This is a genomic window from Tannerella serpentiformis (genome assembly GCF_003033925.1).
GTDB classification, from domain to species: Bacteria; Bacteroidota; Bacteroidia; order Bacteroidales; family Tannerellaceae; genus Tannerella; species Tannerella serpentiformis.
Genome location: NZ_CP028365.1, coordinates 182,560 through 198,979 on the forward strand (window position 1 = coordinate 182,560; position 16,420 = coordinate 198,979).

Below are 16,420 nucleotides of genomic sequence, written 5' to 3' on the forward strand. Positions count from 1 at the left end.
CATTGTCCGAGACAACGGGTCTTTCCAAGCCTTCGTATCTCCCACCGACAGCGACAAGCTCGCGTCCCCGCACGTCTATACCTATATATATAGGCGCAAGGGCTAAACCTCGACCAATTCACGGCCAATGGAGCGCACCGTTCGCACGATCTCCTCAAAGCCCTGCTCCGACAGCTGTCGCGCCCCGCTGAGGTACTGGGCGAGGAGGCTCTGCGGCATTTTCATCCGCCGGGCTACAGCCGAGGCGTCCAGCTCCGGGTGCGCCATGAAGAAATCGTACAGCGGGCTGTGCGTCTTAGGCGTAAAGAATCCCTCGTAACAGAGGTCTTCATCCAGCTCCGGCCAGTGTATCCCCGCCCCGTCGGCCAGATAACGGGCGCGCTCGTCGGCGGTAGCGCGGGCCAGTCGCGGGTAGTCGACAAAGCGTTCGGCGGCCTCGCGTCCGTCCGCAGTGCGTATCCATATGGCGTCGTCGGTCAGCCAGATCTTTTCAATGTGTAGCATATCCATTTTGTTTATCTTGATTGGTTAAAGAACCGATTCCAATGCTCGGCAATGATTTCTTGATTCTCACGGATCACATGCTCTACGAGCTTGAGCTCCGATGGCTTCAGTCCGTGATTCTGCACCAGTGTGACGGGAAAGAGGTTGAATTTGGCTCGGATGTCTCCTTTTGTCACATGCACATGGATGGGTTCGTGGTCGTTAGAGTAAAACATGAATCGGAATCCGAAAAGGATGAAGATGGTGGGCATACATGCAGGGGATATTTAGTGGTAGGGCAAAGATACACGAGGAATCCCGATCGGCCTTCCCCCGCTCCCGGCCCTCCCCCACCCTATTCGGCGCGACAAGGAGAGATCTTTTTTGCATTCGGGCTTCATTTTTTCGATTTTCATCCCCTTCTTTGCCCACGTTTTCAATAGACATCTCCACTTTTATACCACACAAGATGAAATATCAGTACTGGCTCCCGATGATGCTGTTCGCTGGAACAGCGGGGCGGGCACAGGTCGAGTTTCGACCGCCGGCAACCCCCCAACATGCCGTAAGAGACACGATTCACAATGTTGTCTTTACCGACCCCTACCGATGGCTCGAGGATAAGGACGATCCGGCCGTCGTGGCCTGGTCAAAAGCGCAGCATGACTATGGTATCGAGTACCTCCAGAAGACACAGCAGGTGCATCCGGGCGTACGTGAACAACTCGCAGCCTATATCGACCGCGATTATGAGGGACCGCTGACCAACGTCGGCGATCGCGTTTTTCAAACCGTGAAGATGAAGGGCGACAAGCAGTATCGCATCTACACCATCCTGAACGGCAAGCGTGTACTCATCTGGGACCCGGTGGCCATCGACCCCACGGGCAAGACGTCTACCTCCGGCGTGGCCTATACCTACGACGGCAACCGGGCAGCAATCAGCGCTCAAAAGAGTGGCGCGGAGATCTCAACGACGTATTTCATTGATACGCGCACGGGGAAACAGATCGGCAAACCGCTCGAGAATACGTTCGACTTTAAGTGGACCAAGGACCAGAAGCACGCCTATGTCACCTTCCGTTCGCCGGAGGACGTGGCTGCCCAGCGCCCCCTCAAGACGTATCTCTGGGAGTTCGGCACCCCAGCCTCCAAAGCGCGTCAGATTGGCACCACGGACGACGCCAAAAACAGCTTTTTCATCTACGATAACCGATACGGCGACATGACGGTCTATGGCGAGAGCGATTTTTACTCCAACAAGGCCTACATCCGTCGCACGGGCACGAACGAGAAGGGACGACTCATCTATGAGAGCACCGTATCGAACGCCTATCCGCAGATCATTGGCGACCGCATGTATATGTTCACCAACGATCACGCGCCCAACTTCCGCCTAATGACGGCCGACGTGGCCCGACCCGAATACAAGGACTGGCGGGTGCTTATCCCCGAAGGCGAGACCGTGATGCAGAACTGCGTAGTGACGAAACACAACATCATCGTCCAGGACAAGAAGGACATCCAGAGCCGCCTCACGCTCTACGACCTGGAGGGCCATCGGCAGCGCGAAATCGAGCTGCCCGAGCTGGGAAACGTGGGCGGCATCAGCTATGACCGCGAGAAGGATTCGATCTACATGACCCTGAACACCTTCACCACGATGCCCAAAACCTTCGTGGCCTCGCCCAAAGACTTCAAATGGAAGCTCTATTTCGCCCGCGAGACGCCGATAGACATGAGCGACATCGAGGCTAAGATCATTTTCTACCCCTCAAAGGACGGCACGAAGATCCCCGCCTTCATCTACCACAAGAAGGGACTCAAAATGGACGGCAATAACCCGGTGCTGATCGACGGATACGGCGGATTCAACGACGGTATCGCGCCCAGCTACATCGGATTTTACCGCTCACTGCTGGAACGCGGAGTGGTCGTGGTGGAGGCCGGTATCCGCGGCGGCGACGAGTATGGCGAGAGCTGGCACCGCAGCGGTATGCTGGACAAGAAGCAGAACACCTTCGACGACTTTAACAGCTGCGCCGAGTGGCTCATCCGCGAGAAGTACACCAACCCCACCCGCATTGCGGCTAAGGGAGGCAGCAACGGCGGCCTGCTCATGGGCGCGATCGCTACGCAGCGGCCGGACCTCTACCGGGCCATCGTCTGCCAGGTGCCACTGCTGGACATGCTCCGCTACCACCGCTTCCTCATCGCCCGCTACTGGATCCCCGAGTATGGCTCCTCGGACGACGCCGAACAGTTCCGCTGGCTCTTCCCCTACTCGCCTTACCATAACATTCGCTCGGGGGTCAACCTGCCGACCATGCTCGTCACCACCGGTGCCAACGACAGTCGTGTCGACCCGCTCCACGCCAAGAAATTTGTGGCGGCCCTGCAGAACAACCCCGGTCAGCTGAACCCCGTCATCCTGCATATCGACTATGATAGCGGCCACGGATCGGGACAAAGCACCGAGCAATCGATAGCTAACTGGTCATTCATTTTCGAATTCATCCTGAACCAGTTAGGACTCTAACAGAAATTGCAATTAGGGCGCGCGCCAGCGTGTGACATCTGGCGTACGCCCACTCATACTACGCTATCATAAGGCTCCATCGACCAACCGACTTGCGATAAGTCCGTCCGGAGTTGTTTCATATACTATAAGCGATCATTTTGGGGCGCTCATCTTCCATAGGACTTGCGAAAGTCATCCCCGAGTGCCTCGACTGATGTCAATCATCAATGAAGTGCTCCCCGCGTAGGGCTTGCGAAAGCCATTGGGGGTACACAACATTGAATACCAACAAGAGGCTGCCTGCCGGGGAGATCCCGCCGGGCGGCCTCGCTCGTTTTGGCCGCTACCCCTCGCCTGCGACGGACGGTTTGCCCCGCTCCTCGCACGGGAGCACATAAAAAATGCCGGGCATCCGCGATCGGGATACCCGGCATAAGCGCTAACGACGGACAACTAACGGTCCGTCATTCCGTCATCAGCCCTTCCGCAGCTCCTCCAGTGCGTCCGCATGGCGCAGGATCTTCTTGCCTAAGAGACGCGCACCATCGGCAGTGATCAAGTAGTCCTCTTCGTTGCGGATACCGCCGAAGTCTTTGTAGGTGATCACCTTGTCGTAGTTGATGAAGTCTGCGAACCGCTTCTCTGCGTGCCACGAGTCGATGAGCTGCGGGATGAAGTAGATACCCGGCTCAATGGTCAGCACAAATCCTGGCTCCAGCTCACGGGCCAACCGCAGCGACTTGCGTCCGAACTGTTTGCTCTTCGGTTGGTCGCCATAGCCGACGTAAGCCTCGCCTAAGTTCTCCATGTCATGCACGTCGAGGCCCATCATGTGGCCCAGTCCGTGGGGGAAAAAGAGCGCATGCGCACCGGCCTTGACAGCCTCCTTGGCGTCACCCTTCATCAGCCCTGCGCTTTTCATGCCCTCGACGATCACCTCGGCCGACAGGTCGTAGACTTCCTCGAATCGGATGCCGGGACGAAGCGCCTTGACAGCTGTCTCGTGGCTGGCCAACTGGATCTCGAACATTTCCTTCTGGCGTGCGGTGAACTTCGGATCGGCAGGCACTGTGCTCGACATATCGCCCGCGTAGCCCATCTCTGTCTCTGCGCCCGCATCGAGCAGGAAGAGTTGCCCGCTACGGATCACGTTGCTGTGGTCGTGGTTGTGGAGCGTCTCGCCGTGCACTGTGGCAATGGTCGGGAACGAGAGCATGAAGTTGTGCGCAGCCGCCACTTCCTGCACAGCAGCCGCCACTTCGCACTCCCGCATTCCCGGACGTACCATCTGTAACGAACGTAGATGCATGTCGGCCGTCACATTGCACGCCCTTTCGATCTCTACAATCTCCTCGTCCGACTTGTAGTTCCTCATATTCACCACTGCCTTGATGAACTCCACCGACGGCTGCTCTGCACCCGGCATAATACCCAGCAGAGAGAGCAGTTTGATGCGATGTTCGGGGCGGTAAGTCGGCAGGTAACGCACGGGCTGTCCCTTGCGGGCGGCTGCCTCGAGGTAGGGTTTCAGCTCGGCCGACGGACGGACGTCTTTAATGCCGGCAGCTTCGCTCTTTTCGTGGAGTGTCGGCTGCACACCCATCCAGACGATGGCGTCGATCGTCAGTTCGTCGCCGAAGATGATCTCGCGGTTCTCATCGATGTCAATGACGGCCATTAGCCCCGCATAGGGCAAGCCAAAATAGTAGAGGAACGTAGAGTCCTGACGGTAGGGATAGAGGTTGTCCTCAAAGTTGCAACCCGCTTCGTCGTTACCCATGAATAACAACAGGCCCGTGCCAACAGCCTTCTTCAGGGCCTCACGCCGCTGAATGTAAGTTTCTTTCTTGAACATAGTAATTATCGTGTTTTGAAATCAGATGGAGCAAAAGTAAAAGGAAAGCGGCAAGGCCGTATCACATTGTACACTTGCCTTGCCGCTTTATCATACCTATACACAAAGTTTCGGGGAGGATTACTTCTCGGCCAACAGTTCGTCCAGCTTCTTATTCAGCTCCTCGCCAAAGAGGTTGTGACCGACAATCGTACCGTCCTTATCCACCAAGAAGGTGTTCGGGATTGATCGTACACCGTAGAGAGCTCCGCCAGCCGACTGCCATCCTCTCAGGTCGGACAGGTGGATCCAGTTCATCTGCTTGTCCTTCACGGCTGCTTCCCAGGCGCCCTTCTCCGAGTCAAGCGAGATTCCGACGATCTCGAATCCCTTCTTGTGGTAGGTCTCATACGTTTTCTTCAAGTTCGGCACCTCCTGCATGCACGGCCCACACCACGACGCCCAGAAATCTACCAGCGTCACGTTGCCCTTGCCTACATAGTCCGACAGTTTGTGGGTGTCACCCTTCAGGTCGACCATCTCAAAGTCTGAGAACTTCTGTCCGACGGCCACCTTCTTCATAGCCTGCAAATGTTCGGCTATCTCCTTGATGCCAGGAAACTTCATGAAGGCCGAATCCGCCTTGGCCAGTGCTGCCTCCTGCGTCTTTTCATCCAGCCCAAACTGGAAATCGGTGAGGAGCTTAGCCGTAGTGAGCTTGTTCGGATTCGCCTCGATGTAAGCCTTCACCTTGGCCATCATCTCATCCTCCAGCTGCTTAGCCTTTGCCTTCACAGCCTCTAATTCGCCCTCCTTGATGTTGCTGACAAGGTTCATATAGTTCTTCTGCGCATCAACCAACACCGAACGAATGTCTTTGAACGCGTTATTCTCCGGCGTACCCGTCACATACGAAAACGAGTCAAGTACAGCCTGCATCTCTCCCTTCTGCAACACAAACACGGCAGAGAACGGCGCCTCACCCACACGACTCATCATCTCGTCTCCCTCGTCCTTCAAGTAGAGAGCATAGAGACCGTCAGCGGTAGGTTCGCCCTGCAACTTGAACGTATTCTTCTCGATCAATGCACTGTCTGTCGCCGCGCCATCTGATCCGTACGGAATCAGATACACGTACTTACCTTCGAGGTCCGTACGACCCTCGGCAATTTTACCATCAATCACGTAGCCGGACTTCTTCCCGCCACAACTCACACATACTGCAGCCACTGCTGCAAACCATAAAAGCCTTTTCATAATCTGATCTGTTTGTTCTAATACATGATACAATATAACAATACAACAATAGGGGATCTCTCTTCGCGCAAAAGTCTCAATAAACCTCTGACGAAGTGGCGGCAAAAGTAAAAATCCGTCTGAATCTGATTCGGAATAAGATCCCTATAGCAAAAGACACCTCCACGCAGAACAGACAGCCCGTCAATTACTCTCGAAACAGGCTGAGCCATGCACTTCCTCCTGCCATTATTTAGGCTAAAGCCATCCACAAGGAGAAAAAAGCACCTTGTTCTGAATAGAACTAATAAGCCATAGAAATCCTATCCAATAGTTTAGGACACAACGCATAAGCGCGCAAAAGAAGAATTCAATGATCCATGACGACTCAAAAAAGATCGACTTTTTTCATGGCATTTTTTGGAGGTTTCGAAAACGCCCTTATCTTTGCACCGTCTTCAAGAGAGAGCGACAGCAAAATCAAATAAAAAAAGGGCGCTTAGCTCAGTTGGTTCAGAGCGTCTGCCTTACAAGCAGAGGGTCGGGGGTTCGAATCCCTCAGCGCCCACCTATTAAAATAGGAGAAAGCAAAATCGCTTTCTCCTATTTTTGTTTATTCGCTAAGCAACGAAACAGCTTCTCAATCTCATCCGCAAGTTGTCCCTGCTTCTTCTCAAGCAGAAGAAAGATAAGCTCTCGGTCAAAGGAAGACGACGGAGTGCTATCAATAATATGCCCTACCTCATGCAGCTACTTGGTTTTTGATACGGTTACTCTGGCAGCCCTAATCATGTATGCCCTAGGCTTTCCGAAAAAGATCTACTTTTGTGGCCCAATCTTACTTACCTACTTATCACGCGATTAAGAGATGGGATTTTTTGATTTCTTCAGCAAAGAGAAAAAGGAGACATTAGACAAAGGTCTATCGAAGACGAAAGAGAACGTCTTCTCTAAGATCACCAAAGCCATTGTGGGAAAAAGCAAGGTCGATGACGCCGTGCTGGATGAACTGGAGGAGGTCTTGATCTCTTCTGACGTGGGCGTGGATACGACCCTGAAGATTATTGAACGGATTGAGAAACGCGCCGCGAAAGACAAATATGTCTCGACCGCAGAACTGACTAAGATCTTACGTGAAGAAATCGCCACCCTACTTACGGAAAATAAGACCGAGGACGCGGATGACTTCCGTACACCAGAGGGAAAAAGACCTTACGTGATCATGGTGGTTGGTGTCAATGGAGTAGGTAAAACGACGACTATCGGTAAGTTGGCCTATCAATTCAAGAAGCATGGCTATTCTGTATTGTTAGGAGCAGCCGATACGTTTCGCGCGGCGGCTGTAGAGCAGATCGTTATTTGGGGCGAACGTGTGGGTGTGCCGGTAGTCAAGCAAAAGATGGGTTCCGATCCAGCTTCAGTGGCATTCGATACGCTCAATTCGGCACAAGCGACTGGAGCGGATGTGGTGATCATTGATACAGCAGGACGTCTGCATAACAAAATCAACCTGATGAATGAGCTGACGAAAATCAAGAACGTAATGAAGAAGGTCGTTCCGGACGCTCCGCACGAGGTGCTGCTCGTGCTCGACGGATCGACGGGACAGAACGCTTTTGAGCAAGCTAAGCAGTTTACCGCCGCAACGGAAGTCAATGCACTGGCCATTACGAAGCTCGACGGGACAGCCAAAGGCGGTGTAGTCATCAGTATTTCCGACCATTTCCGGATCCCAGTCAAGTACATTGGCTTGGGCGAAGGCATGGAGGACTTGCAGGTATTCAATAGAAAAGCATTCGTGGATTCGCTGTTCGGGGACGATGAGAAAAGATAAGGTCGACATCATCACGCTCGGTTGCTCGAAAAATCTGGTCGATTCGGAGCGGTTGATGCGCCAACTTCAACTGAACGGATATACCGTCACCCACGACGCGAAGAAGATCAACGGCGAGATTGTCGTTGTCAACACGTGCGCATTCATTGGCGATGCACAAGAAGAATCTATCAACTTGATCCTCGAATTGGGCGAGGAGAAGAAACGCGGAAGCATCGGGAAGCTGTACGTGATGGGGTGCCTCTCGGAGCGTTTCTTAGAGGAACTCCAGCAGGAGCTTCCGTTTGTAGATCGTTTCTACGGGAAATTCAACTGGAAAGAATTGCTGAACGATTTAGGTAAGGCCTACCTGAGCGAATTTTCGGAAGATCGCGTTGTAACGACTCCCGGACATTACGCGTACCTAAAAATCGCTGAGGGGTGCGACCGTAAATGTTCCTACTGCTCGATACCGATCATTACGGGGCGTTACCGCTCGCGTCCGATGGAGGAGATTGTGAAGGAGGCCCGACTGTTGACCGAAAAAGGGATCAGCGAGTTTCAACTCATCGCGCAAGACCTGACCTACTACGGACAAGATCTTTACCACAAAGCCGTACTGCCCGAGTTAGTCGAGCGACTGTCGGACGTGCCGGGCGTGGAGTGGCTGAGGTTGCATTACGGCTATCCGTCGCATTTCCCACACGAATTGCTGCGCGTGATGCGCGAGCGCGAGAACGTCTGCAAATACCTCGACATCGCCCTCCAACACATCAGTAACCCTGTGCTGAAGCGCATGCGACGGCATATTACGAAAGAAGAGACTTACGAACTCATCGCCCGGATTCGGGAAGAAGTGCCCGGCATTCACCTGCGTACCACGCTGATGGTGGGCTATCCCGGAGAGACGGACGACGACTTCGAACAACTGATGCAGTTCGCACGAGACATGCGTTTCGAGCGAATGGGCGCCTTCGCCTACAGTCACGAGGTGGGGACGCATTCCTATAAAAATGAACAAGACAATGTGCCGGACGAAGTGAAGCAGCAGCGGCTGAACGCGCTGATGGATCTTCAGGAGGCCATTTCGGCCGAGGTGCAAGAGGAAAAGGTGGGCAAAACACTGCGCGTGATGCTGGACCGCGAGGAGGATTACTACATCGGGCGGACTGAGTTCGACTCGCCGGAAGTAGACCCCGAGGTGCTCGTGCACAAGGACGCCGACATGGAGCTCGGTAAAATTTACTCCGTACAGATTGAAGCCGCTGAACCGTTCGAACTATATGGCCGGAAGGTTGTTTAATCCATCGGCGAACTACTGAGATTTATATTCCGAATAATCAGAAACAAAGAGATATATCCATCATATGAGAGATACAGAATTGATAGCCGAACTGGCCGCGCGCCTCGACCGGGAGATCCCCGAGGTGGAGAACATGCTGGACGCGTTCGGGCAAATCGTAGCCGACAGGCTTGCAGATAACGACATCGTTGCACTCGAGGGATGGGGGCAATTTGAACTCAAAAAGAAGGCGGAACGCTACTCGGCCGACGTCGAAAGTGGCAAACGCTACCTGCTACCCCCGAAATTGATCCCCGTTTTCAGACCTTCCTCCCGACTCAGAACGTACATCAAAAACTTAGATCAGGCATGAACGAGAAAATCACCACAGACCGCATCATTGAATTGATGATGGCCCAAACGGGTCGCGACCGCACAGCGGTGCAGACCTTCGTCGGAGAGTTGACCGCGCTGGTGAACGACAGTCTTATCAAAGACGGATCGACACGAATCAAGGGCATCGGCAAGTTTCGGATCGTGCCCGTCAGAGAACGCGAAAGTGTGACGCCAGAGGGTGAGCGCATCGTTATTCCGGCCCACCACTGGCTGTCGTACCTGCCCGATAAATCGCTGAAAGACCGCATCAATAAACCCTTTGCCATCTTCGAAGCTGTCGAGGCGAGCGAAAGCGATGCACCGATTGAGACGCCCGAAGACCCTGAGCGTGAGTATGTGGACGACGAAGACACGCCCGCGGACGAGGCTCCCCTCTCCACCCCTTCTTTCATCTCCACGCCGGAAAATGAACCGACCGACAGCGAGTCGGAACCGACGGAGCCCACACCTGCACCGCCCGCCCCAACAGCGGAGACTGACGACGACGAGGAGGACGAGGGGGACGACGACGTGGAGCCCGTCACCCTGATTGGAAGCACATGGAACAACGAAAAATCTCAAACGATGAACAGTGAGATCAAAAAGGAAATCGCCGAGGGCTGGTCGGAGGGGCGCTCGGTGGGCAGTAAACCCATGACAGTGGGCGAAATGGCTGCAGCACACCTCAAAGCATCGCAAATCATTACGCCCGAAGTGACCGCCGAAAAGGTTGACACGAAGGTGCCGGAACCCGTCCAGAAGGATGAGCCGAAAGCGCCTCTGGCAACGGGCCGAACCGATACACCGACATCAAACGCCGGACGCACAAACGAGCAGAGGCCACCGCGGAAAAAGCCCGTGACGGTGATCCCGCCTATCGCGCCGCCTCCGCCCGTGGAGCCTACTCCGCAGCCGAAAAAGAGCGAAAAGCGCTCCTCGTCAAACTTCCCGTTGTACGTCGTGCTCAGCATCCTGCTGCTGCTCCTCCTCGGCGGACTCTTCTACCACTACTTCTACTACCTCCCCTCATCCGAAACGCGCGCCATGGGTCGCACGGACGGTGACAAGGTGGTGACGGGCGATACGTTCGTCATGCCTGGCGAAGAGGCTAAGGACAAAGACGCCCCCGAGGCCGGTCGTGGCGACAAGCCGCAGACCTCCATAGCCGACGAACAGAAGCTCGATCCGGCTACAGCCGCCGACAAGGCGCGTCGGGCTGCTGCCGAGAAAGAGGCTAAGGAGAAGGCTAAAGCCGAAGAAGAGGCTAAGGAGAAGGCTAAGGCCGAAGAAGAGGCCAAAGCCAAAGAGGACGCTAAGGCCAAAGAGAAGAAAGAGAAACCGGCCGCACCCAAACGCAAAGTGGTGGCCACCGTTCGGTTAGAGCCAGGGCAATTCCTGACCAAGCTGGCCGAGAAATACTACGGTAACAAGGTCTTCTGGGTCTACATCTACGAATTCAACAAATCGAAAATCGCCGACCCGAATCATATCCCCACCAACATGGAGATCAAGATTCCGGCCAAGGAGCTCTACGGCATCGACGCCAACAACAGCGCCTCCGTAGAAAAGGCCAAGGCCATTCAGGCTCGCCTAAACGCTCGGAAGTAATCATCCCCCCAACGGATCAGGTTTTACGTGGAGAGAGGACGCGTCGCTCGGAGCGATATGCCCTCTCTCTTTTTTGCCATAAGCCATGGTGCGATTCGGAAGATCTTCCGAGGTGTTTCCGAACGTGGTGAAATACCCTTCCGAGGTGGTCATAATCACGTTCCGAACGTCATTAAATATGGTTCAGGACGTGATTAAATACCCCGCCGAACCGTATTAAATACCCCTCGGAACCATATTAAATACCCCTCAGGACGTCATTAAATACCCCTCGGAACGGTATTAAATACCCTTCAGAACGTGGTTAAATAACGTCCGGAACGTGGTTGTGACCACCTCGGAATAGTATTAAACCACGTTCGGAACGTGATTAAATACTATTCGGAACCAACTATTCCCCTCAAAAGCAGAAGTCCCGATGTCGGAGTAAGTGGACTGATAATTAGGCAGAAAGGGGGCGATATGCTTCCGATTGCGTCGAGCGTAAAAGGCAGAAAAGTGCGATTTTAGGCAGAAGTTCAGTTACCAAAGCATTACCCCGCCCCGCGACAGGTAACGATGGTGCAAAAGCAGGTAACTGAGTCTTTCTCGCACACGGTTCTTTTGCATTGATATACAGGATTCTGCACAGGTAACGGACGCTTTGAACCGGGTAATTTTGCCCACAGTTTTCAAAGCGTATGGATGACATGAAAATGAAGGTGTTGCTCTACCTCAAAAAGAGCAGTCGCGACAGGTCGGGCAAGGCGCCGATCATGGGACGGATCACGCTGGGGCGTTCCATTGCACAGTTCAGTTGCAAGCTGTTCTGCAATCCCGATTTGTGGAACCCGCGCGAAAGTCGGGTGGACGGGAAGAGCCGTGAGGCGGTCGAAGTCAATGGACGATTGGACAACCTCCTTCTTGCCGTTCAGTCTTCCTATCAGTCCTTGCTTGCCAAGGGATCTCCATTTGACGCAACCGACATCAAGGAGCATTTCCAAGGCTGCGTGCAGAGTCGAACCATGCTTTTGGAGCGGTTTGACGGCCTGATCGAGGATATGGAGGAGCACGTCGGGATAGACATCAAAAGAGAGTCTTTGGTCTTGTATCGTCAGACAAGAATGAGGCTGCAACAGTTCATTCGGGCGAAGCATAACGCTTCGGACTTGACCTTTTCGCAGCTCACGGAAGACTTCGTCAAGCGGTTCGAGCAGTTCGCAACCGGAGAGGTAGGGCTAAAACAAAGCACCTGCTACAACATGGTCGTCCTTGTCAAAAAGGTCTGCAAGCTGGCGTATCGAGAAGGCGCGGCAGACACCTTGTTATTCGACAATGTGCATGTAGACAAGGGAGACAGTCGACTGCCCAAAGCGCTCGATAGGGAAGCGTTGGACATGTTAAAGGCGCTCTGTTTTGACGGCTGGGAGGCTGACTTGGAGACAGCGCGCGATGTGTTTCTTTTCGCCTGTTACACCGGCGCCGCCTATTGCGATCTAATGGCACTGAACCGTGGGCATCTTGTCTGCGACGACGAAGGCGCCCTTTGGCTGAAGTTCAACCGGCAGAAGACGGGTGTCCTCTGCCGTGTAAAGCTGTTGCCCGAGGCCCTTCAACTGATGAACAAATTGCATGATGAATCGAGGGATACGTTGCTTCCTCACATCCATTACATAACCTATCAATCGCATCTGAAAGCCCTCCGACTGCGGGCCGGTATCACGCTGCCCTTCACCACACACACCGCTCGACACACCTTCGCTACGCTCATCACCTTGGAACAGGGCGTGCCCATCGAGACCGTCAGCAAGATGCTTGGACATAGCACAGTGCGCATGACCGAGCGATATGCGAAGGTGACACCGCAGAAGTTATTCGAGGAGTTCGATCGCTTAATCGCCTTCACCGAAGATTTGCACCTAACCATTTAACCACAGACCAACATGAGAAGTACATTCAAGATCCTGTTCTACATCAACAGACAGAAGACGAAGACCGACGGCAAGACAGCCATCTTTTGCCGCGTCACCATCAATGGTAGGAGCACAGCTATTACCACAGGTGAGGAATGTCTGCCGGCCGAATGGAACAGCAGACAGGGGACAGCCGGCGAAAAGAAAATCAACCAACGCCTCGTAGCGTTCAGGGAGCTTGTGGAAAAGACCTACGCGGAAATGCTTACGAAGGACGGCATGGTCAGTGCAGAACTCCTCAAGAATCGTTTGCAGGGTGTTGCGGCCACTCCAACCACCCTTTTGGCCATGAGCGAGGCGGAACTGCAATCCGTGAAGGCATGCGTAGGCAAGTCAAAGACAGAAAGTACTTACCAAAACCTTACTTATTCGGACAAGTTGCTTCGAGAGTTCGTGAAGGAAAACGGAGGGCGGGACATTCCTCTTGCAGGCATTACGGAAGACCTATTTGAGAACTTCCGCTTCTTTCTCAAAAAGCGTGGACTGGCGACATCGACCATGAACAAGCACCTCTGCCGATTGAGTCGGTTGATGTATCGTGCGGTAGACTTGAAAGTCATCCGCTGCCATCCTTTTGAGGATGTTGCCTATGAAAAGGAGGAACGGAAGATTCGCTTCTTGCAAAAGAGCGATGTAGCCAAACTCATGGCGCTGAGAATAAACGACAGGGAAGCAGAACAGGCCCGACAGATGTTTCTCTTCTCCTGCTTCACCGGACTGGCCATTGCGGATATGGAGCGCCTGAAATTCTCGCATATCCTGACCGCGGCCGACGGCCGGAGGTATATCCGAAAGGAACGACAGAAGACGAAAGTGGAATCTGTCGTGCCGTTACATCCGATCGCGGAGGAGATCCTTAGCAGACGCCGAGAGGATCAGACGGTGAAAGGAAAAGGCGACGCCCTTGTCTTCCCATGCGGTTGCGGCCGCAGTGTGATGAATAGCAAACTGAGTACTGTGGGACTGGCGTGTGGCGTCAGGCAACGACTGTCTTTCCATATGGCGCGCCACACGTTCGGAACCCTGTCACTCAGTGCAGGCATCCCGATAGAGAGCATCGCTAAGATGATGGGGCACGCGTCCATATCCAGCACGCAGATCTATGCGCAGGTGACGGACAAAAAGATCTCGGAAGACATGGACAAGCTGATCCGAAAGCAACAAGCGGCGTCAGAGTGATCCTTGTACGGCTGTCCTAACATGCCTTTTTTCCTTTCACCGAATAGATCTTACTACGCAACTACAACGGGGCCTAACAGATTGACAAAATAGAAGTTAGAATGTTGTAGAAGCCCGAAATCCTTTATGCTACCTTCCCAACTACATAACACGATACGAGAGGGCTCTGCACAATCTACATACCCTCCTCATTCCTTTTCGGAGTCATTTTTTTAGAGTGTCGATAAGGTGAGTTGAGAGCCCTTTGATGGGTTTCCTTTCTCCCTTCCGAGCCTCGCTTGGGGTTCGGAAGGAGAAAGTTTTCAGCACTATAATGAATCGTATGAATTAACCGAATAGGTAGAAAAGATAAGAGGAGGAATGGGGTGTGCGAAAGTACATTCAGGCATCTGTGCATTTGTTTATGCGAAGAGGTCCTATTTTTCTCCCCCCCCTCTTGTCGGATTACCGCTTCCCACCTCCCTTGTATAGTCAATAAAAAATGGATTGCGAATAGATTACGCGGAAGTTCAGAGCTAGAAGCGACTCCAACTCGCGTCCGATAAGAAGGTCATCGGAAAGCGTTTGCAGGAAATCGCCAAGAACACCGTGACGGGCGGACAGTACACGGCTGTCGGGGAGCTTTACGGTTTCCCGATAAAGGTGGTCAGCGAGAGGACACTCAAAGAGGGGCTGGAGTTTACCGACAACCGCTTCGTGGTGGAGGGCAACTACAAGTACACCTACAACAACGGGCATTTGGCGCTGGCTGACCCGGTAGCCGCCGCACGCAACTTCCTGAACGCGCTGGAGAAGATACCCTCCACCATCGACCAGTACAAGGCGAAGAACGAGGTGCTGGAGCGCGAGATACCGCAGTTGCAGGAGATAGCGGGCAAGGTGTGGAAGAAGGAGGACGAGCTGAAACAGTTGAAGTCCGAACTTGCCGCGCTTGACCGGAAGATACAGCTGGAGCTTGCTCCGCCTACGCCGGAGGTCGCAGAAAAGGAGAAAAACAGGCAGGAAGTCAAGCCGGTTACGGAAGGTGTACAAAACGTACCATCACAACACACCGAAGAAGCACCGCAGATACGCAGTCCGTCGGGAAATTTCATCGACGACTATATCGTTATCGGGCGACCGGGATTGTATGCAAAAGATGAGAATCGACCGAAAGGGCTGAAATTATAAGCAATAAAAAGTCATATCAAATCATTTAATCGATTGATATGGCTTTTTAACTGCTTAGATAACTTACTTTCAATTACAATTAAAAGGGAAGTCAAGGAGGAAGATTCCGGTTCAATCTGCTCCCATGCCGAAGCGTTGGAGAAACAGGCTCTGTTCATCAACTCCACGCTGACGCAACTCGGATGCAACATCCTTTGGAAGATGTTCCGCCACGGCATGATAGAGTATCATGGGCTATATCTCAATCTGGCCACGATGAAAGTGAATCCGACAATAGCGCAACTTGTTTCTAAACTATATAAAACGTACAAAATAAGGCTTAAATATGATATTGTTATGATAGTTGAGAAAACTCTTTACGCGAAAATAATGCCTATTTTTGTGCATTCCACACTTTACGTGGAATAGATTTGTGTACTGCAATAAATACATGATTCTTTGCGTACACGACAACAGTAATGGATATTTACACGAAACGCATGATATATCAACTAAAACATATTATGTTATCCGGAAAAATTAATATTCCAAAATATCTGAACGACTATGGTATTCGGCCAACGGCTGTTTGAATCATCGTGTTTCGTGCCATGTATGAGCTTCATGACACGTTCAGCCTGACAGACTTGGAAAACACATTGGACAGCGTGGATAAATCCACACTGTTCAGAACTTTGTCGCTCTTTGCGCAACACCATCTTGTCCATAAGATAGAAGACGGAAGCGGCTCGACAAAATACTGCTTATGCCGCAATGACCATGTGTGCAGAGTCGATGAACTGCATTGTCATTTCTACTGTGAGAGTTGCCATAAAACATACTGTCTCGACCATACCTATATTCCGATGGTGCATTATCCGAAAGGATTTGAGTTGCATAGTGTCGATTATTTATTGAAAGGTCTTTGCCCTGATTGCCGAAACAAGAGACTCGACTGACTTTGCAACTCGGTTGCAGTTCTTATACC

General features: G+C 52.7%; 12 protein-coding genes, 1 tRNA gene and 2 pseudogenes. 11 read left to right on the forward strand and 4 right to left on the reverse strand.

Features of this window, described 5'->3' with window-relative positions; genetic code table 11:
* Positions 1-102: 102 nt before the first annotated feature.
* Both C7123_RS00760 and C7123_RS00765 read right to left on the reverse strand, forming a co-directional pair.
* Positions 103-504: a DUF2442 domain-containing protein gene (locus C7123_RS00760; protein WP_237269325.1), complete on the reverse strand. Its 402-nt coding sequence runs from the start codon at positions 502-504 to the stop codon at positions 103-105.
* Positions 505-515: 11 nt separating this feature from the next.
* On the reverse strand, positions 516-755 hold the full coding sequence (locus tag C7123_RS00765) for a DUF4160 domain-containing protein (protein WP_037987067.1): 240 nt from the start codon (positions 753-755) through the stop codon (positions 516-518).
* A 197-nt stretch (positions 756-952) separates the two neighbouring features.
* On the opposite strand from C7123_RS00765, the gene C7123_RS00770 reads away from it, so the two are divergent.
* Complete coding sequence (locus C7123_RS00770; protein WP_069175445.1) at positions 953-3,022, forward strand: prolyl oligopeptidase family serine peptidase; 2,070 nt, start codon at positions 953-955, stop codon at positions 3,020-3,022.
* A 457-nt stretch (positions 3,023-3,479) separates the two neighbouring features.
* Here C7123_RS00770 and C7123_RS00775 read toward each other — a convergent pair whose 3' ends face one another.
* Complete coding sequence (locus C7123_RS00775) at positions 3,480-4,859, reverse strand: aminopeptidase P family protein (RefSeq protein WP_069175446.1); 1,380 nt, start codon at positions 4,857-4,859, stop codon at positions 3,480-3,482.
* 120 nt (positions 4,860-4,979) lie between these two features.
* Positions 4,980-6,095: a TlpA disulfide reductase family protein gene (locus C7123_RS00780; RefSeq protein ID WP_069176379.1), complete on the reverse strand. Its 1,116-nt coding sequence runs from the start codon at positions 6,093-6,095 to the stop codon at positions 4,980-4,982.
* 472 nt (positions 6,096-6,567) lie between these two features.
* Between C7123_RS00780 and C7123_RS00785 the strand changes: the two genes are divergently transcribed.
* The 10 genes and pseudogenes from C7123_RS00785 (at position 6,568) to C7123_RS00830 (ending at position 16,391) form a co-directional block, all read left to right on the forward strand.
* Positions 6,568-6,642: transfer RNA gene (locus C7123_RS00785), tRNA-Val, on the forward strand.
* A gap of 300 nt (positions 6,643-6,942) precedes the next feature.
* On the forward strand, positions 6,943-7,908 hold the full coding sequence (gene ftsY, locus C7123_RS00790) for a signal recognition particle-docking protein FtsY (protein WP_037984639.1): 966 nt from the start codon (positions 6,943-6,945) through the stop codon (positions 7,906-7,908).
* Positions 7,895-9,190 carry a 30S ribosomal protein S12 methylthiotransferase RimO gene (rimO, locus tag C7123_RS00795; protein ID WP_069175447.1) on the forward strand — a complete coding sequence of 432 codons (1,296 nt, stop codon included), beginning with the start codon at positions 7,895-7,897 and terminating at the stop codon, positions 9,188-9,190. The genes ftsY and rimO overlap by 14 nt, the downstream gene beginning before the upstream one ends.
* Before the next feature lie 64 nt (positions 9,191-9,254).
* Positions 9,255-9,542: an HU family DNA-binding protein gene (locus C7123_RS00800; protein WP_037984634.1), complete on the forward strand. Its 288-nt coding sequence runs from the start codon at positions 9,255-9,257 to the stop codon at positions 9,540-9,542.
* Complete coding sequence (locus C7123_RS00805; RefSeq protein ID WP_069175448.1) at positions 9,539-11,152, forward strand: HU family DNA-binding protein; 1,614 nt, start codon at positions 9,539-9,541, stop codon at positions 11,150-11,152. The genes C7123_RS00800 and C7123_RS00805 overlap by 4 nt, the downstream gene beginning before the upstream one ends.
* A 680-nt stretch (positions 11,153-11,832) precedes the next feature.
* On the forward strand, positions 11,833-13,062 hold the full coding sequence (locus C7123_RS00810) for a site-specific integrase (RefSeq protein ID WP_069175449.1): 1,230 nt from the start codon (positions 11,833-11,835) through the stop codon (positions 13,060-13,062).
* A gap of 12 nt (positions 13,063-13,074) precedes the next feature.
* Positions 13,075-14,283 (forward strand): site-specific integrase, encoded by a 1,209-nt coding sequence (locus C7123_RS00815; protein ID WP_069175450.1) that lies wholly within the window; start codon positions 13,075-13,077, stop codon positions 14,281-14,283.
* Between the two features lie 534 nt (positions 14,284-14,817).
* Positions 14,818-15,453 (forward strand): annotated as a pseudogene (locus C7123_RS00820) (DNA methylase); the annotation flags it as partial.
* A 90-nt stretch (positions 15,454-15,543) separates the two neighbouring features.
* A pseudogene (locus C7123_RS13245) lies at positions 15,544-15,723 on the forward strand (PRTRC system ThiF family protein); the annotation flags it as partial.
* 302 nt (positions 15,724-16,025) lie between these two features.
* On the forward strand, positions 16,026-16,391 hold the full coding sequence (locus C7123_RS00830) for a Fur family transcriptional regulator (RefSeq protein WP_237269339.1): 366 nt from the start codon (positions 16,026-16,028) through the stop codon (positions 16,389-16,391).
* The last annotated feature ends 29 nt before the right edge of the window (positions 16,392-16,420 follow it).